Origin of the sequence: Desulfovibrio sp. Huiquan2017, from assembly GCF_017351175.1 — a bacterium.
Lineage (GTDB): Bacteria > Desulfobacterota > Desulfovibrionia > Desulfovibrionales > Desulfovibrionaceae > Pseudodesulfovibrio.
In genome coordinates this window covers 52,086-70,215 of record NZ_JAFMPN010000006.1, presented here as the reverse complement: position 1 = coordinate 70,215, position 18,130 = coordinate 52,086, and the positions used below count along the sequence as shown (strand labels likewise).

Here is an 18,130-nt window from a genome sequence, read left to right as displayed (position 1 = left end):
GCGAAGATCAATAAAAAAGAAGGGTTGCACGCTTGGCGAGCAAGCCTTCTTTTCGTCTGGATTCCCGTCATGATACCCATTATGGTAAACCCTCGCGCCGTGGGAAGGGGAGTTCCCGTTCCAGGGGCGGGGCCGGTTCAACGGCCGTACACAATCCGACAAACACGCAAGGTGAACCTGACATGGGCCTGGCCACGGACATCATCCTCATCATCGTCGTCGCCTTCTTCTGCGGGCTGGCGGCCCAGCGCATGAAGCAACCGATCATCCTCGGCTACATCCTGGCCGGGGTGCTTCTCGGCCCGTACACCGGCGGGCTGACCATATCCGGAACCCATGAGATCGAGCTGCTGGCCGAGATCGGCATCGCGCTCCTCCTGTTCGCCCTGGGGTTGGAGTTCTCCTTCAAGGACCTCAAGCCGGTCAAGTACGTGGCCCTCATCGGCACCCCGATCCAGATGCTCCTGACCATGGCCATGGGGTACGCCGTGGGCCAGGTCATGGGCTTCGACTGGAAGTCCTCCCTGTGGCTGGGGGCGCTGGCCTCCTTTTCGAGCACCATGGTCCTCCTCAAGACGCTGATGAACCAGGGCTGGCTCGGGACGTTGTCCTCCAAGGTCATGATCGGCATGCTCATCGTCCAGGATCTGGCCGTGGTGCCCATGATGATCGTCCTGCCCGAGCTGAACGATCCGGTGGTCGGCCTGCCCAAGCTCGGCTTCGCCCTGGTCAAGGCCGCCGTATTTCTGGCCGCCATGATCCTGCTGGGCACCCGGCTGCTGCCCTGGCTCATGGCCCGCATCGCCCGGCTCGGCTCGCGCGAACTCTTTCTGCTGGCCATCGCGGCCATCGGCCTGGGCGTGGGATATCTGACCTACCTGGCCGGTCTGTCTTTCGCCTTCGGCGCTTTCGTGGCGGGCATGGTCCTGTCCGAATCGGACTTCGGCCACCAAGCCCTGTCGGACATCATCCCCCTGCGCGATATTTTCGGGCTGCTCTTCTTTTCTTCGGTGGGCATGCTTTTCAATCCCATGTACCTTGTGGAGCACTTCAAGCAGATATTCTGGTTGCTGGCCGTGATCTGCGTCGGCAAGGGGCTCATCTTCGCCGTGGTCGCCAAGATATTCCGCTACCGCAATGTCGTGCCCCTGGCCGTGGGGCTCGGCCTGTTCCAAGTCGGCGAGTTCTCTTTCGTTCTGGCCCGGCTGGGCCTGTCCACCGGGTCCATCCCCCGCGAACTGTATTCCATGATCATGACCGTGACCATCCTCTCCATGGTCCTGACCCCGATCGTCTCCGGCCAGACCGCCCGGCTCTACGCCCTGCGCAAGCGCTGGTTTTCCCATGAGCCCCTCGAATCCTCGAACATGCCCAGGAACGGCCTGAGCGGCCACGTGATCATCCTCGGCGCGGGCCGGGTGGGGCTCCAGATAGCCCAGGTCCTCAAACGCTTCGACCAGACCCACGTGGTCGTGGAGTTGGATCATCGCCGCTTCGAGCAGGCCAAGAAGGCGGGCATTCCGGCGGTCTACGGCGACGCCAGCCAGGAGATCGTGCTTGAAGCCGCCGGACTGCGCGATGCCGCCCAGCTCATCGTCACCGTGCCCGACCTGGTGACCATCCGGACAATTCTCCAGCACGTCCGGCAGGATTATCCGGACCTGGACATCATCGCCCGATCCACCACCCGGGAGCACCTCCACGACATGAAGGAACTGGGCGCGAACGAGGCCGTGCTTCCGGAACTTGAGGCCAGCCTGGAGATGTCCCGCCAGTCCCTGCTTCGGCTGCACAAGTCGCCTGTGGACATTCAACGGCACACGGACCGCATCCGCCAGGAGTTTTACTCCGTGCTGGCCAACTCCTCCGATGAATACCGCGAACTCGTCCAGTTTCGGGGGGCGGAACAACAGTTCGACCTGCAATGGATCAAGGTGGCCCCGAGCAGTCCCCTGGCCGGGAAATCCATCGGCGAAAGCAATATCCGCAAGACCACGGGCGCATCCGTGGTCGGCGTGGTCCGCGACGGGCGGCTCAAGACCAATCCCGACGCCGCCTATCGTCTTGAACCCGGCGACCTCGTGGCCTTCATCGGCAACGACGAAGACCGTTCCCGCTTCTGCCTCCTTTCCCGCACCGAAGCCGGTCCCTCCGTCGACTGCGTGGCGTAGGAGCCCCCGCCGGGCGGGCGTCTCCGAGCCTCCGACCATCGGTGAGTCTTTGAGCCTTACGGATGCGGACGGCAGCGAGCGGCCAGAGCGCTGCCCCAGACCTCGCCAGGATTCTCCAAAACTTGTCAGCGTCGCTTCGCGGGGGCCAAGCACCTGTATGGGCGCTATCTCTACGGATCAGTCTTCAGACCCTACTTCGTCCGACAAAGACGCACGGCAAAGGGCGCTCTCCCGCACTCGCGAAGCGCGTATACCGTTTGGGAAAAGGAGAGGATGGGGCCCGGGGGAAGGGGAGGAACGACCCCTTTCCAAAGGGTTTTTCCTCCCCTTCCCCCGGCCGCCGGAGGCCTTTCTACCGGCCCAATCGCAGCACGCGGCCGGACGGGGCGGGGGTGTCCGGGGCGCCGGGGCCATGGACGACGGCTCCGTTGATCATGACCAGGTCTATGCCGACGGGGTGTTGGCGTGGTTCGGTGTAGGTGCCCTTGTCGCGCACGGTGGCGGGGTCGAAGAGCACGATGTCGGCGTGGTAGCCGGGCCTGAGCAGACCGCGTTTGTTGATGTGGAATGTTTCCGCAGGCTTGCCGGTCATCTTGCGGACCGCCGTTTCGAGCGGCATGACCCGTTCCTCGCGTACGTATTTGCCGAGCACGCGGGGGAAGGCCCCGTAGGTGCGCGGGTGGGGCGTGCCGCCGAGTAGGCCGTCGGTGCAGACATTCATTTCCGGGCGGGCCATGAACGCCTTGACGTGCTCCTCCAGGCCGTAGAAATCGACCATGCCCACGGCGTTTTCCTCCTGGAGCAGGAGGTCGAGGGCGGCTTCCAGCGGCGGCTTGCCGCGCATCCCGCCGAGCTGGACCAGGGTTTTACCGACGGCGTCGGCGTTGGCTGCGGTGCGCACGCTGGTGACGAAGATGCCGTCCACGCCCGCAAAGTCCACGAAGTTGTCCCAGCCGTCGATACCCTGGCGGATGTCGCGGAGCATGCGGGCGCGGGCCTCTTCGTCGGCGAGGCGTTCCAGGAGCTTGTCCGTGCCGCCCGCGTGGGCCCAGGGGGGCAGGATGGCCCCGAGCATGGTCGAGCCCGCCACGTAGGGGTATTGGTCTATGGTGACCGTGAGCCCCTCGTCGGCGGCCTGGTCGAGCAGGCCGAGCACCCGGTCGAACTTGTCGGCGTTGTTCTTGCCGCAGATCTTGAAATGGGAGAAGTGCGCATGCACCCCGGTGTGCCGGGCGATGTCGAGCACTTCGGCCATGGATTCGAGGATGGTGTCCGCCTCGCTGCGCTGGTGGATGACCAGCGGGCGGCCGAATCCGGCGGCCACGGAGCAAAGCGCCTCCATCTCGGCCCGGTCGGCATAGGTGCAGGGCGGGTAGATGAGCCCGGTGGACAAGCCGAAGGCCCCGGCCTCCAATTCGCGCCGGAGCACGGCCTTGAGCCGGGTCAGATCGCCGGGACCGGCCCGGCGGTCGTCCAGGCCCATGGCCTCCATGCGCACATTTCCGTGGGGGGCCAGATAGCAGACATTGGCGCCCACGCCGGATTGTTCGAGTCGCCCGAGGTAGCCTTCGGTGGTCTTCCAGGCCCAGTCCAGGGTGTCGGACTCGCCTTCCAGGCCGCCCAGGTTCTTGCGCCAGGCAGGGACGTGGCACAGGGGCAGGGGGGCCATGGATATGCCGTCCTGGCCCAGGATTTCCGTGGTCACGCCCTGGCGTATCTTGGGCCAGATGAACGGGTCCTCCATGACCACCAGATCGGAGTGGGAGTGGGTGTCGATAAAGCCGGGGCAGACCACGCGCCCCCCGGCATCAATGGTTTGTTCCGCCTCGGGCGGGTTTGGGCCCACGTAGGTGATGATTCCGTCCTCGACGCGTACGCCGCCCGGCGCGGCGGGCGAGCCGGTGCCGTCGATGATGCGGGCGTTTTCCATGCGGATGCTCATGAGATGGTTCCTCCCGGCGGCTATTCGCAAGCGAGCAGGGCCTCGATGATGGCCTTGTAGCCCACGGTGACCTTGTGCAGTTGGTCCACTTCGACGTGCTCGTCGATGGTGTGGGCCAGGTTTTCGCGCGACGGGCCGTAGCCCAGGGTGCGGATGCCCGCTTCGCCCGCGTAGTGGGAGCCGTTGGTGCAGAAGGAGTAATGGGACAGCCCGGGATCGAGCCCGGCGTCCCTGAGCCCGGCCAGGACGGCGGTCACAAACGGGGCTTCGGGGTCGAACAGCCAGCCCGGGAAGAAACGCTCGCCCTGGATGTGCACGTCGGTGTAGCAGGTTTCGCGGCCCTTGGCGAAGCAGGCCTTGGCCTTGAAGTCCGGATTGCCCTCGGCCAGCCGCCGGATGGCTTCGTTGATGGGGGCCAGGACGGATTCCGGGGTCTCGCCCACCAGCAGACGGCGGTCATAGGTCGCGCGGCAGCCGCTGGGGACCACGGACGAGCCCGGGTAAGGCGTGGACTTGATGTCCGTGAGCACGCAGATGCCCTTGCCCAGGACCGGCTGCTCCGGGGCCTCGATGCGGTCGATCTCGCGGATCAGGTCGGTCATCAGGTGCACGGCGTTGACACCCTTGTCCGGGTTGGCCGAGTGCGCGGGCACGCCCATGGTCTCGACCACGATCTCGGCGCGGCCTCTCTGCCCGATCTTGAGGTTCAGTTCGGAGGCCTCGCCGATGATGACGAAGTCCGGCTTGACCGCCTGGGATATCTCCCGCGCGGCGATGCCCTCGAAGAGTTCCTCGTGGACCACCCCCGCCACGCAGACTTCGCCCGCGAATCTGCCCTTGGTCTCCTTGGCGAACCATGCGGCGGCCCCGACCATGGAGGCCAGGGCGCCCTTCATGTCCGAGGAGCCTCGGCCCCAGACCTTGCCGTCCTTGATGTCGCCGCCGAAGGGCGCATGGGTCCAGGCGGCCGGATCGGGCACGGGGACCACGTCCATGTGCCCGTCGAACAGGACGCACGGGCCGGGTTTGTCGCCCTTGATGCGGCCCAGGACGTTGCCGTAGCGGTCCACGGTGACCTTGTGGAAGCCGTTGGCCTCCATGGCGGCGGTCAAGGCCTTGGCCACGTCGGCCTCCTGGCCGGAGAGGCTGGGCAGGGAGATAAGCTCCTGGCACAAGGCCACGCTCAGGTTGCAGTACTTTTCCTTGTTCGGCATGGTCGCCCTCCTAGCCTTCAAGCAGGCCGGTCTTGGCGTTGAATTCGTTGATCAGCCGGTCCACCTCGGGGGCGAGTTTCTGGACGCTTTCCCAGTAATGTTCGTCGTACCATTGGGCCTGGATGTCCGCAAAGTCCATGCCCTGCTGCTCGATCCAGGTGTAATACTTGAGGTTGTGGATGCGCTTGCGGTCGTAGTAGCCGAGCTCTTCCATGTTGTCGGTGGTTGTGGAGGCCAACACGCCCCGGGAGTAGGCGGCATCCCCGGCGTTGTATTCGCCCCGTTCAGCGGTCAGTTCGGCCAGGCGGCTCTGGTACATTTCCATGGAGTCCGTGGCCACGGTCAGGACCACGTCGTTCGCGCCCAGCTCGTAGTACTTGGCGAACTTGACGGCCGAGATCATGTTGGCCACCGAGGAGATGCCGAGCAGATGCAGGTTCTCGGCGATCGCGGCGGGGACTCCGTTATCCTTGAGGGCCTCGATGCCCGCAGGCTCGTTGAACAGGCGGATGAGGTTCATGGGCACCTCGTCGTCCACGGCGATGACCATGTCCGTGTTGCGCACATTGTGCACCCAGGGCACATGCTTGTCGCCGATGCCCTCGATGCGGTGCGCGCCGAATCCGTTGTTCAGCAGGGTCGGGCACTGCAACGCCTCGCAAGCGGCCACCTTGACGCGGGCGAACCGCTGCTTGAGATAGTCGCCGCCGGCCAGCGTGCCGCCGGAGCCCGTGGACAGGACTACGCCCCTGAAGCGCTTGTCCGCGTCGTCGGTCAGGGATTCGACCAGCTCGGCCATGGCCCGGCCGGTCACGGTGTAGTGCCACAGGTAGTTGCCCATGTCGTCGAACTGGTTGAAGATCATGATGTCGTCGCCGGAATTGCGCAGCTCCCAGCACTTGTCGAAGATCTCCTTGACGTTGGACTCGGAGCCCGGGGTCTTGATGGTCTCGCCCGCCACCTTGGACAGCCAGTCGAAACGCTCCCGGCTCATGCCCTCGGGCAGGATGGCGATGGACTCGCAGCCGAGCAGGTTGGAGTCATAGGCCCCGCCCCGGCAGTAGTTGCCGGTGGAAGGCCAGACGGCCTTTTGCCTGCGTGGGTCGAACTGGCCGGTGACCAGACGCGGGGCCAGGCAGCCGAAGGCCGCGCCGACTTTGTGCGCCCCGGTGGGGAACCACTTGCCCACCAGCAGGACGATGCGCGCGGGAACCCCGGTCAGGGACGGGGGCAATTCAATGTGGTTCACACCCGCGTACTTGCCGCCGCTCGCGGCGGGCTCGTTTTTCCAGGTGATGCGGAACAGGTTCAAGGGGTTGAGGTCCCACAGTCCCACGGAACCGAGTTTCTCCTTGATGGGCGCCGGGATCTTCTCCGGGTGGCACATCTGCTCCAGGGTGGGGATGATGATATCCTTCTCTCGCGCGCAGGCCACGGCGCTATCCAGGCCCTGCGGGTTGATGGTCAGGTCAAGCATGGTTGTCCGTCCTTTATCTTTTATGATTTTGGTTTCGTTCGATCTTGCCGAGGACATCCCGGAGGGCCCCCATGGTCGGGGAGATGATCGGGGGCTCGGCACCGCAGGCCTTGATGGTCGCGTCCACATCCTTGAGGCCCGAGCCGGTGACCAGCAGCACGCAGGTCGTATCGCGGCGGACCAGTCCCTGGGCCATGGCCGCGTGTAGTCCGGCCAGGGGCGAGGCCCCGGCGGGTTCGGCGAATACCCCGGTGGCCCGGGCCAGCTCGGGGATGGCCGAGAGGATGGCTTGGTCGGCCACGCGCAGGAATGCCCCGTCCGTGTCGGCGACGCCCTTCAGCGCCTTCTTGCGGTCGCGGGGCAGGCCCGCGGAAATGCTGTCGGCCACGGTATGGGCCCGGATGGCCGGAAAGCTCACGGGATCGGCCCCGGCCTCCCAGCAACGGTACAGGAAGTCGCTGCCCTCGGCCTGCACACCCATGAGCCGGGGCAGACGGTCGATCCAGCCCAGCCGGTACATGTCCAGAAATCCTTTGTGCAAACCGGAAATGATGCAGCCGTCGCCCACGCCCACGAAGACCGCGTCCGGGCATTGCCAGTCCAGCTGCTCGCAGATTTCGTAGGCCGCAGTCTTTTTGCCTTCGGCCATGTAGGGATTGAAGCCGGTGTTGCGGTTGTACCAGCCGTATTCGGCGGCGGCCGCGAGGCACAGCTCGAAGGCATCGTCGTAACTGCCGTCCACCAGGAAGACCCGCGCTCCGTAAGCCAGAAGCTGGGCCACCTTGGCCCGTGGGGCCGAGCGGGGCACAAATATGGTGCAGCGCATGCCGTCGGCCGCGCACATGCCCGCCAGGGCGGCGGCCGCGTTGCCGGTGGAGGCCGTGGTGATCATGTCCGCCCCGGCCTCCCGGGCCTTCATTACGGCCAGGGCGCTGGCCCGGTCTTTGAGGGAGCCGGTGGGCTGGCGGGAGTCGTCCTTGATGAACAGGGTGTCGAGACCGACGGCGGCGGCCAGGCGCGGGTTCTCGTAGAGCGGCGTCCAGCCCACGACGGCGGACGGCGCGGGGGTCTCCGGCAGGACCGGCAGGAGCGGGCGGTAGCGCCACTGGCTGCATGTCTTGTCCCGAGCCAGGCTGTGTGGGGAAATCCGTCGCCCGATGGCGTCGTAGTCGTATTCGATGTCCAGGATGCCTTCGTTGCCGTGGTCGGGGCAGACGTAGTCCACCTCGCCGGGGAGATAGGTCTTTCCGCAGAGGGTGCAGCGCATCCCTGTGACGTGGTCGGGCCGGGGTGTCGTATTCATTGTTTTCGTGTGTGGTGTTGAGCGGCCGGGCGACGGAAGGTCCGCCGCCCGGCGTTCAAGCCTTGTACTGGGTTACTTGGAGGCCTCTTCGATGGCTTTCAGGAAGGCGTTCAGCATGGCCTTGCCCTCGTCGCCGAAATGCTCTTCGAGGTATTTCTTGACGATCGGCTGGGAAGCGGCGCGGAAACGCTCCTTCTCGGCCTCGGGCAGGGTGTAGATCTCCATCTTGGCGGACAGGAAGGGCAGGCCCCTGTCGGATGCCTCGATGGCGTTGGCGATGCCCCGGGAGACCACGATGGCTGTCTTGGCGGCGCTCTCCACCACGGTGCGCTCGGCCGGAGTCAAGGAGTCGTAGAAGGCCTTGTTCATCAGCCAGACGTGGGGCGCGAACAGGTGGTTGGAAATGGTCAGGTATTTCTGGACCTCGTACAACTTGGCGAACTCGACGATAGGCACCGGGTTCATCTGGCCGTCGGCCACGCCGGTCTGAAGGGAGGTGTAAACCTCGGACCAGGCGATGGACACGGGCTGGCCGCCCAGGCTGGAGACGAGCATTTTGTGGGTGTCCAGGCCCATGGTACGGATTTTCAAGCCCTTCATATCCTCCAGGGTCTTGATCGGCCGCCTGGAGTTGGTGAACTGGAAGAATCCGCCGGAGTCGGAAAAGCCGAGGCACTTCATGCCGGTCTTGGCGGTGATGTCGTCACCCAGCCTCTTGCCGAAGGGACCGTCGAAGACCTCGTAGGCCACGGCGTGGTTGGGGAAGGCGAAAGGCACGTCGAGCACGGAGATCATGGGGTAGACGCTGCCCACGGCGCCCACGGAGTGCACGCCGAGCTGGATGATGCCGTCCTTGACCTGCTGGACCACTTCGGCGTCCTTGCCGAGCTGGCCGCTGGGGAAGATCTGGACCTGGACCTCGCCGTTGGTGCCGGACTCCACCAGGTTCTTGAAGACCACGGCGGCCGCGCCGGACGGGTTGTCGAAGGCGCCGTTCTTGTTCAGGTGGTGCATCTTGATGACCTTGGCGGCCAGGACCCCCTGGGCCGAACAGAGCAGCAAGGCCGCCACGGCGAGCAGCACAGTCAATTTCTTACCAATTCTCATACAATCCTCTCTCATGGTTTGTTCCGCTACATGTCGAGCAGAAGTTTGGGGAAAAACATGGCCAGGTCCGTCCAGAAGGTGGTCAGGATGAGTACGGCCACCTCCACGAGTATGAACGGCCACAGGGCGGCGCTGATGCGCTCGATGCGCTCCCCCGTGACCGAGGAGAGCACGAATATGCAGGCCCCCACGGGCGGGGTCATGAGCGATATGTTCAGGGTCAGGACGATCATCACGCCCGCGTGCACCGGGTTCATGCCGATGGCCTGGGTCAGGGTGCCGAGCATGGGCGTCAGGATTATCAGCGCCGCGTTGATGTCCATGAACATGCCGATGACCAGGAGCATGAGCAGGATCATGGCCTTGATCATCCACGGAGTGGTGGACAGGGACAGGAAGGCGTCCGCGATCTGCTGCGGGATCTGCATGAAGGTCATCCACCAGCTCAGGATGGAGGCCGAGGCGATGATCAGGAATACCACGCCGGTGATCCGGGCCGTGCGGACGAGCATCTCCACGATGTCGTTGAAGGTCAGGGTGCGGTGGATAACCAGTCCGACGAATAGGGCATAGAAGACCGCGATGGCCGCCGCTTCGGTGGGGGTGACGATGCCGCCGAGGATGCCGCCGAGGATGATGGCGGGCATGATCAGGGCCAGCAGGGAGCCCTTGAAGGCACAGAGAATTTCCCGCAGGGACGGGCAGCCCTCCTTCTTGGGCAGGCCGAGCTTGCGCCCCATCGCCACGATGAGTGCCATGCACACCAGGCAGATGAGCAGGCCGGGCAGGATGCCCGCCGCGAACAGTCCGGCGATGGATACGCCCGCCAGCGAGCCGTAGATGACCATCAGGTTGGACGGCGGGATGGTCGGGCCGATGATCGACCCGGCGGCGGTGACCGCGCAGGCGAAGGGCCGGGTATAGCCCTGCTTGACCATGGCCGGGACCAGGGTGTTGCCGAAGGCGGCGGTGTCCGACACGGCCGCGCCGGTCATGCCTGCGAACAGCACCGAGGCGAGCATGTTCGAGTGGGCCAGGCCGCCGCGCAGGTAGCCGACCAGGGCGTCGGCCAGATTGGCGATACGCTGGGTCATGCCGACGCGGTTCATTATCTCGCCCGCCAGGATAAAGAAGGGCATGGCCATGAAAGTGAACAGGTTGAGCCCCTCGAAGAACCGTTTGGGGGCCATGACCAGGAAGTTGTCCCCGCCCACCTGGACCAGGCCGATGACGCCGGCGATGCCCAGTACGAAGCCGATGGGCACGCCGATGAGCAGCAGGCCGAAAAAGACGATGGCGACGGTAAGCATCAGGCGGCCCCCTTCCCGACGAACAGGGGAGTGACCCCGGCGGCGTCGCGGATCATGACCGCCGCGATCTGGAAGACCGTCAGTCCGGCGGTGATCGGTACGGCGGTGAAGGGCAGGAACATGGTCATGCCGAAGATGGTGGCGTACTGGTGTGCGCCGGACTTGGCCATGGTTATGCCGTAGTAGGCCAGGAACAGGAAGAAGCACAGGCCGAGCAGGTCGAGGAACATGCGTGCGGGCGGTTGCCAGTCCAGCGGGAGCCGGGAAAAGACCAGGTCCAGGCCGATGTGCTCGCGCCGGTAGGCGCAGCAGGGCACGGCCAGGAGCGCGGCCCAGATCATGATGTAGCGGGCCAGCTCCTCGCTCCAGGTGGCTCCCAGGGCCAGAGCGTAGCGTTCGACGATGCCGAACCAGACCACGCAGATCATGGCGGCCACCAGGAGGGCGCAGATCCGTTCCAGGACGTGGTTCAGCTGGAAGGCGAACCGTTCCACGGCGATGCCCAGATTGAGGAAGGGGGGTGTTTTGTGTGTTTGCATAATGTGATGGGTTGAAGTGATGTCCCCATTCGAGGATGTCTCTATGAAGCAGATAGCGTGCCATGATTTTGGCTGGTGTGATTTTTTTTGCCGTTTTGGTATTTTTTAAAAAGTAGTTAAAATATTAATAGGTTACTTATATAATTTTGAGCTGGTTCTCGCGGAGTGTGCCGCTTGAAAGCACTTGAACGGTTTTGAGATTACGATTATGTCATAGGTGTTTTCATTTTGATACTAGCGGCCGGTTCTTGTTGCCGCCGGACTAAAACGACACGATGCCGGGTTGTTGCGCCTCTTCGCCAATGGGTGCGCCGCAAAGGCGGTATCGTTTTGATACGGGGAAGGCCCCATTGGAGCGGTTCTGACAATGGAAGTGAACGTGGAGAGCGTGCCCCGGAATCTGTGGGACATCAGTGGAGCCGCGTCCCAATACGCGGCGGTCATCTCGCGGGTGCTCCGGGTGGATGTGGAGATCGTGGACGGCGATCTCTACCGCGTGGCCGGCACGGGGCGGTTCGCCTCCCTGGTGGGCAAGCAGATGTCCTCGGCCAGCGGCGTGTACCGCCAGGTGCTCAAGACCGGACGGCCCTTGGTCATCCGCGAGCCCGGCTTCTCCGAGTTCTGCGCCGACTGCCCCAATTGGCATTCCTGCGACGAGACCTTCGAGATGAGCACGCCTATCCTGTACCAGGGCACCGTGGTCGGGGTCATCGGTTTCGTCTGTTTCACTGCGGAGCAGAAGGACCACATTCAGGACAATTTCGAGGTGTTTTTCGATTTCCTGGCCCAGATGGCCGACATTCTCGCTTCCAAGGTGGTCGAGTCCATGGCGTACGCCCGGAGCAAGGCTCTCGGCCAATTGCTCGAAACCGTGGTGGACAAGGTGGACGAAGGCGTGCTCCTGCTCTCCGGGGACGGACGCATCGTCCGGTCCAACAAGGCCGCACAGCAGATTCTCGACTTCCCCTTCGAAGGGCAGGACGCCATTTCCGTACGGCTCATGCGCGGTGAAAACCGTCTGCTGCAATACACCGAGTACACCGTCAACCTCCTGGGCCGCTCTCACAATGTGGCCGGGAACGAGTACCGCCTTGAGCACGGCGAAAGCGCCTGCATGTTCATGTTTCGCGATGCCCAGCTCATGCATGACGACGCCCTGCGCCTGGCCTCTTCCCACGAACGCCTGGGCCTGGACGCCATTCTCGGCACCTCCGAGGTCATCGTCACCCTCAAGGAGCAGGTGGCCCGGTTTGCGGACTCCAATTCCTCCGTCCTGGTCACTGGCGAATCCGGCACCGGCAAGGAACTCGTGGCCCGGGCCCTGAACGAGGAGGGCGGTCGCCGCGAAGGCCCGTTCGTGGCCATCAACTGCGGGGCCATCCCCGAAACCCTGCTCGAAAGTGAGCTTTTCGGCTACGTGGGCGGGGCCTTTACCGGGGCCAACCCCAAGGGCAAGATGGGCCGTTTTGAGCAGGCCAACGGCGGTACCCTGTTTCTCGACGAGATCGGCGACATGCCCCTGCACCTCCAGGCCAAGCTTCTGCGGGCCCTGGAGCAGCGGGAGGTCTCCCGGCTCGGTTCCACTCAGCCCACGGCCATTGACGTGCGCGTGGTCTCGGCCACCAACCGCAATCTCGAAGAGATGGTCCACAACGGCACCTTTCGCGAGGACCTCTACTACCGTCTCAACGTCATTCCCATCCACATTCCGCCCCTGCGCGAACGGCCGCGCGATATCCATTTGCTTTCCAAGGTGTTCCTCGAACAGAGCATGGGCAGGCTGGACAAGGAGATCCTGACTATCAAGGAATCCTTCTGGTCGGCGGTCAGCGAATACGATTGGCCCGGCAACGTCCGTGAATTGCAAAATTCCATCGAATACGTAGCCAATGTGGTTGATTCCCCGGCCGTGGTCACCCGCGAGACCCTGCCCATCAAGGTCCGCTCCGGCGTGCGGGAGTCCGAATATGCCGATTACAACCTTGAAACCATGGAACGCACCCTCATCCAACAGGCTCTCAAGGCCTTTGGCGATGAAACCGGCACCAAGGCCGCCAAGGAACGCGTGGCTCAAAAACTGGGCATCGGCATCGCCACCCTCTACCGCAAAATCAAGAAGTATGGGTTGGAGTAACCTCCGGCCCTCCATCCCCTTTCCGTAGGCGAAAAGCCGCGTGAAGGAAAAAAGATCGCGCCGAAGGCGCAAAACGGGATGCAAGGGCGCGAGTCCTTGCCCGCCGGAGGCGAAATCATTTTGATTTTCGCCGCGAAGCGGCTTTCAACGCCTGGTTTTTCTCCTAGGGAGTTAAGAGGATAGTTCCTTAAAAGAACGCACGCCCCTTCGCGTCCGCCCGCCTTTGGCGAAGGCACCCCAAAAGTTTCCCCTCTGGCCGCCGGGGCCACAATAAAAAGTGGCCGCCCGCTTAGCTGTGGCAGGGGCTGAACCCGCCGTGGCCCATTGCCGTTGCTCGGTGCGGCTTTCAGAGGGGGCGCCGTTTGCATCCTTTTGAGAACAAGGTGAAGGAGGGCTTGCTGGTGATATTGAACAACCGCTTGATATCAGATGGCTTTACGTAGGCTGTGCTAGTAATTTCGGGGTGTTGTCGGATTGATGTCATGGCCGACAAGTATGTGTCGATTGCGTCTGTGGGGAGGGCGGCCGGGCTTGGATTTCTCCTTGCGCAACATGCCTCCGGGGGGTATGTTGCCTCCCTTGCCGTCAAACCGTGAGCGCGCCGGGATGTCTTTCCCGGCCGGGACCGCCCCGCTCCGGGGCGCGCTTCACCGCCCCCCCTTCACAGGGACGGGCCCGGACAGCGGAAATCCGTTGCCCCAACGTCAACCTCATTCACATCCAGTCATGAAATCCAATATTACCGAATTCTCTCCGCTTTCCTCTTTCGGCATGGCCGCCGCCCAGTCCGACGACCGCGAAGTCTTCAAGCCCGAAAACGTCTGTTCCAAGTTGATCCGCTACAAGGTCGAGAACGGCCGCTTGACCCGCCTTCAGTTCACCGGCGGTTGCGATGGCAACCTCAAGGCCATGGCCGCCCTGGTGGAGGGCATGAAGGTGGAGGAAGTGGTGGATAAGCTGAAGGGCATCACCTGCGGGAAGAAAAACACTTCCTGTGCGGATCAACTTTGCGTCGCCCTGTTGGGCGGCCGCGATTCATAGCGGGGTTCCCCGCCGCGTCGCCGATCAGGCCGCCGGAATTCGTTTTTTCCCGCCCCAGGGGCAGTCCCGGAGGCGTAGGCCGTAAATGGACGAGCCGATGTGCTCCATTTCTGCGTTGATCTCGCGCACGTGATGCACGCAGCGCTACGGAACGCAAGGCCTTGTCCATTGCCGCGAGGTGCGAGTCGGTGGGCACGTTCCGGATGGCTCCGGCCTGTCGGCGTCCGTGCCGTTGGTGCTGCCTCCGCAACGGTTCCTGGCGGGCGTGTCCGGGGTCAGCTCCTCGCCGGTCAGGACCGTGACCAGACGGATGCGCGGACCGTATTCCGGGCCGACCGTGAGCAGGCTCTTGCCTTGCCAGCCGATTCCGGCGGCCACGGCCTTATACGGCAGGAAGGAACGGTTGTTCGCCTTGGCCAGTATCGGGCTTGCGGCCCGGGCCATGGCCTGCGCTTCGCGTTTCTCTCTGTACCGGAACTGCCCGGGGCCGTTTCGTTTAGAAGCGCGTTTACCCGGGCGTAGCGCGAGACGTAAACGGGCGTGGGCCGGTCCTCAATGGTCTCGATGAGCGGATCATTTTGGGCCACGGTCCGGGATACCGCGTAGCGGAATCCGTCCAACGGGTCCGGCGGCATGGCTTCGACGCCGCGCAATTTCTCCTGATCCGCAATGCGGACCACGGTGGCCCCCGCACGTATTTCTTTGAGCGTTTGACTGTTCCCGGGAACGGGCTGTCAACGCGCTATTTCCCGATCAAGCGGACTTTTGCGGGCAGCCTTCCTTTCGCCTTTGTCCGCGTCCACATCCCGTCCCGCATCCTCCCTCGTTTAGATTCGCAAAAATACCTCCAAGACGCGCAAGGTCGCTGCAGACATATTGCAATATCGCGCCAGCACGATCGAGATCTGGCAATATGTCGTTTTTTGCTGAATGAGAAAAAATATTTATCTAATAAAATCAATCAAGTGAAAAAAATATTTTGATTTAGCCCCTGGCGGCATGCCCTATGCAAAGTTTGGAATCAAGAAACGCGACCACCCAACAAGGAGTAAGGATAATGGAAATAGTTTTTAGCGCACATGGTCATTCCTGTGACCTTGCACTGCATCCGGTTTCCGAGAAGACGGCCCGCACCATTCAGAAGTACGGATCCGAAGTCTATTCCATGAAGGCCCTGGAATGGTGGCGCAAGGGCAATACCGCCACGTGGGGGATGCGCATCGACGACATGTGCAACATCCAGGTCACGGTGGACGGCAAGCCCGTGGAGTTCGACTATGGCCGCATCATAGCTCACCCCCTGCAGATACGCCGTCGCATGTTCTTGGACAGCCGCGCCAAGTACCTCTGCGTGCTCGGCTTCGATAACGAAATTTGCAAGTTCTCTTGGAAGTGGAGCGATGTCTCCGAGTACGACCCCTCCAAGTTTGAGTTCATGGTCCACCAATGGGACCGTATCATGGGCGAAGAGGGTTACTACATTTTGGACGAGATCCGGTACGCCAACGAGTTCGCCACCAGCCACGACTGGTGCGATGCCGCCGGGTTTACCCTGGTGGCTCCGCGCATCATCGACCTCGACGAGGTCCGGCGCGAACTGGCTCAGGGCGGTCCGGAGCACATCGGCCCCGCTTTCCCCTCCCCCCAACACACCACACCTTCTCCCAAGTCTCCGGAGTAAATCCGGGCACTCCTCTTCCCGTCAGGGGCATCCGCAAGCCCCGCAGGGCTGGCCCCGCGCACCAATAGTGCGCGGGGTCTTAGCTGTTATGGGGAACGACGGGCGGCCGCGTCGGCCCGCGGGTTCATTCTGCGTTCACGCCCGGCGGTCGAATGTTTGGACCCCCCGCGCCGTGAGGTGCGGGGGGTCGCTGCTTGGGGTGGTTGATGGGAGGGGTTCAACTATCGTCTTCCGGCGCGGGCAGGGGCGGATGGTCCACGTCCACGGCCGGTTGGAGGCGCAGGGTCACGGTTGTTCCCTTGTGGGGACGGCTGGCCAGGCTCACGCTGCCCCCGGTTTCCTCGATGATCTTTTTGATCAGGGCCAGCCCCAGGCCGTTGCCGTCGGCCTTGGTCGAGTAGAAGGGGTTGAAGGCGCGGTCCAGTTCGGTCTCGCTCATGCCCGTGCCCGTGTCGATGATGCGCACGACCACATCGCCTTCGTCCATGGTCAGGTCGATGAAGATTTCGCCGCCGCCGGGCATGGCCTCGATGGAGTTCTTGAGGATGTTCACCAGGCACTGCTTGAGGGCATCGGCGTCCCCCTGCACGGCGGGCATGTGCTCGTCGGGCCGGACCAGGATGTTGTAGCCCTGGCGGCCGTACCCCACGTCCATGAGTTCGGCCACGTCGTGGCACACGGCCACCATATCCACGGCCGCGCCGGGGCCCGGGGTGGGGCGTACGAAATTGAGCATGTTGGTCAGCAGCTTGTCCAGGCGCCGGGTCTCCTCCACGATGATCTGGACCTTTTCGCGTTCCTGCTCGTCCAGCTTGGGCGAGCGCAACAGGGCGTTGGCGAAGCCGCCCACGGCGTAGAGCGGATTGCGGATTTCGTGGGCCAGGTAGGTGGATATCTCGCCGATGATGGCGAGCTTGTCCTGTTGCTGCTGGTATTTTTCGCGCTGGGTGCGCTCGGTGATGTCGCGGTGCATGACCATGATGTGGGACATGTGCCCGCGCATGTCGAAGATGGGGTAGGCGTAGAGGCGATAGTACTGGAGCAGGCCGCTGCCGTTGACCCTGGTGACCATGGCCTCTTCCTTGCGGCCGCTCAACAGCGTCTTGTGGAAGGGACAGGCCGGGTCCAGTTGGCTGCAGAACGGCGAGCCGTCGCGTAGCCGCGCGGCCTCCCAGCACTGTTTGCCGAGCAGTTCCTTGCGCGGCACGCCCGCGCGCTGCCAGACCGTGCGGTTCAGGTCCTGAATGGTGCCGCTCTTGTCCAGGAGGAATATGTCCTCGCGGATTTCGTCGATGATGGACTGGATCAGGGTGCGTTGATGGTCCAGGCTGTTCATATAGTGGCCCTTGACCACGGCCATGTCGTGCAGCCCGCACAAAAAGATCAGTTCCCGATGGTCGATGAGCGAGATGGACTCGCCCAGTTCGTGCCGCAGCCGGGCCGCGATACTCCGGTCGCCGGTGATTTCCACCACCAGGTTGATCTCCGGGTGGGCGTCGAGCATCTCCCGGTAGGTCGGGTAGACGGGGCAGGTTTCACAGTCTTCGGGCAGAGTCACGCCCGGGCCGGTGTCGCTGATGGCCGCCAGGCACATCTCGGGCAGGAATTCGCGGAAGGCCTCGTTGTAGATGATGTCGAGCAGGACCTGGAGCATGGAGCCGGTGCCCACCACGCCCACGTTGAACGGACCGAGGGTGCCGTTCCAGTAGCAGATGCCGAGGTTTTCGTATGCGAAGTCGTCCATGAACGTCCTCCCGGGTTCTTCAACCGGGCCCGGCGCGTCTAGCGCGCCCCCGAGCCGTCTATCAGTTCCGACATGCCGATCTGGCCATGGCGCAGCAGTTTGCGTTCCATGGCCCGCTGTACGGTTCCGACGATTTCCGGCATGGAGGCGGGCTTGAGCAGGTAGTCGAAGACCCCGTTGTGCAGCAGCTTCATGGCGTCGCTGATGGAGGTGTGGCCGGTCAGGCAGACGGTCTCCACGTCGAAACCCTGGAGCTGGATTTCATTGAAGGTCTCCGAACCCGACATGCCGGGCATCTTCATGTCCAGCAATACCACGTCGAATTCGTTCGTGGCCAGTTTGTTCAGGGCGTCCAGCCCGTTCGCGGCCGCGTCCACGGTATAGCCCTCCGCGCGCAACAGGCGGCACAGGGATTGCCGGAACCGGTCTTCGTCATCGACCACGAGGATTCTCGCCTTGTGAGTCAT

Annotated in this window: 14 protein-coding genes; 4 read left to right on the top strand and 10 right to left on the bottom strand. The window is 63.3% G+C overall.

The window, feature by feature from the left end; translation table 11 throughout:
- Positions 1–182: 182 nt before the first annotated feature.
- Positions 183–2,171, top strand: a complete 1,989-nt coding sequence (locus tag J0909_RS06235; RefSeq protein ID WP_207261368.1) for a monovalent cation:proton antiporter family protein — start codon at positions 183–185, stop codon at positions 2,169–2,171.
- A 352-nt stretch (positions 2,172–2,523) separates the two neighbouring features.
- On the opposite strand, the gene J0909_RS06230 is transcribed toward J0909_RS06235, so the two are convergent.
- The 7 genes from J0909_RS06230 to J0909_RS06200 all read right to left on the bottom strand — a co-directional run bounded on the left by J0909_RS06230 (position 2,524) and on the right by J0909_RS06200 (position 11,063).
- Positions 2,524–4,113, bottom strand: coding sequence for an N-acyl-D-amino-acid deacylase family protein (locus tag J0909_RS06230; RefSeq protein WP_207261366.1), 1,590 nt, complete (start codon positions 4,111–4,113; stop codon positions 2,524–2,526).
- Between the two features lie 20 nt (positions 4,114–4,133).
- Positions 4,134–5,327 (bottom strand): YgeY family selenium metabolism-linked hydrolase, encoded by a 1,194-nt coding sequence (locus tag J0909_RS06225; protein ID WP_207261365.1) that lies wholly within the window; start codon positions 5,325–5,327, stop codon positions 4,134–4,136.
- 10 nt (positions 5,328–5,337) lie between these two features.
- Positions 5,338–6,804: a pyridoxal-phosphate dependent enzyme gene (locus tag J0909_RS06220; RefSeq protein ID WP_207261363.1), complete on the bottom strand. Its 1,467-nt coding sequence runs from the start codon at positions 6,802–6,804 to the stop codon at positions 5,338–5,340.
- 13 nt (positions 6,805–6,817) lie between these two features.
- Positions 6,818–8,107 carry a threonine synthase gene (gene thrC, locus J0909_RS06215; protein ID WP_207261361.1) on the bottom strand — a complete coding sequence of 430 codons (1,290 nt, stop codon included), beginning with the start codon at positions 8,105–8,107 and terminating at the stop codon, positions 6,818–6,820.
- 72 nt (positions 8,108–8,179) lie between these two features.
- Positions 8,180–9,214 carry a TRAP transporter substrate-binding protein gene (locus tag J0909_RS06210; RefSeq protein WP_207261359.1) on the bottom strand — a complete coding sequence of 345 codons (1,035 nt, stop codon included), beginning with the start codon at positions 9,212–9,214 and terminating at the stop codon, positions 8,180–8,182.
- A gap of 26 nt (positions 9,215–9,240) precedes the next feature.
- Entirely contained in the window at positions 9,241–10,524 is a 1,284-nt protein-coding gene (locus tag J0909_RS06205) for a TRAP transporter large permease (RefSeq protein ID WP_207261357.1), read from the bottom strand.
- On the bottom strand, positions 10,524–11,063 hold the full coding sequence (locus J0909_RS06200) for a TRAP transporter small permease (protein WP_207261355.1): 540 nt from the start codon (positions 11,061–11,063) through the stop codon (positions 10,524–10,526). Before J0909_RS06200 ends, J0909_RS06205 begins: the two co-directional genes overlap by 1 nt.
- Before the next feature lie 367 nt (positions 11,064–11,430).
- Here J0909_RS06200 and J0909_RS06195 point away from each other — a divergent pair, with 367 nt between their 5' ends.
- Both J0909_RS06195 and J0909_RS06190 read left to right on the top strand, forming a co-directional pair.
- On the top strand, positions 11,431–13,197 hold the full coding sequence (locus tag J0909_RS06195; protein WP_207261353.1) for a sigma 54-interacting transcriptional regulator: 1,767 nt from the start codon (positions 11,431–11,433) through the stop codon (positions 13,195–13,197).
- Positions 13,198–13,923: 726 nt separating this feature from the next.
- On the top strand, positions 13,924–14,238 hold the full coding sequence (locus tag J0909_RS06190; protein WP_207261351.1) for a TIGR03905 family TSCPD domain-containing protein: 315 nt from the start codon (positions 13,924–13,926) through the stop codon (positions 14,236–14,238).
- 144 nt (positions 14,239–14,382) lie between these two features.
- On the opposite strand, the gene J0909_RS06185 is transcribed toward J0909_RS06190, so the two are convergent.
- Positions 14,383–14,682, bottom strand: a complete 300-nt coding sequence (locus tag J0909_RS06185; RefSeq protein WP_207261349.1) for a hypothetical protein — start codon at positions 14,680–14,682, stop codon at positions 14,383–14,385.
- 613 nt (positions 14,683–15,295) lie between these two features.
- Between J0909_RS06185 and J0909_RS06180 the strand changes: the two genes are divergently transcribed.
- Entirely contained in the window at positions 15,296–15,919 is a 624-nt protein-coding gene (locus tag J0909_RS06180; RefSeq protein ID WP_207261348.1) for a hypothetical protein, read from the top strand.
- Positions 15,920–16,136: 217 nt separating this feature from the next.
- On the opposite strand, the gene J0909_RS06175 is transcribed toward J0909_RS06180, so the two are convergent.
- Together J0909_RS06175 and J0909_RS06170 are read right to left on the bottom strand one after the other, a co-directional pair.
- The gene (locus J0909_RS06175; RefSeq protein ID WP_207261346.1) at positions 16,137–17,663 is read right to left on the bottom strand and encodes an ATP-binding protein; all 1,527 of its coding nucleotides are present in this window, start codon (positions 17,661–17,663) and stop codon (positions 16,137–16,139) included.
- Between the two features lie 38 nt (positions 17,664–17,701).
- Entirely contained in the window at positions 17,702–18,130 is a 429-nt protein-coding gene (locus J0909_RS06170; protein WP_207261345.1) for a response regulator, read from the bottom strand.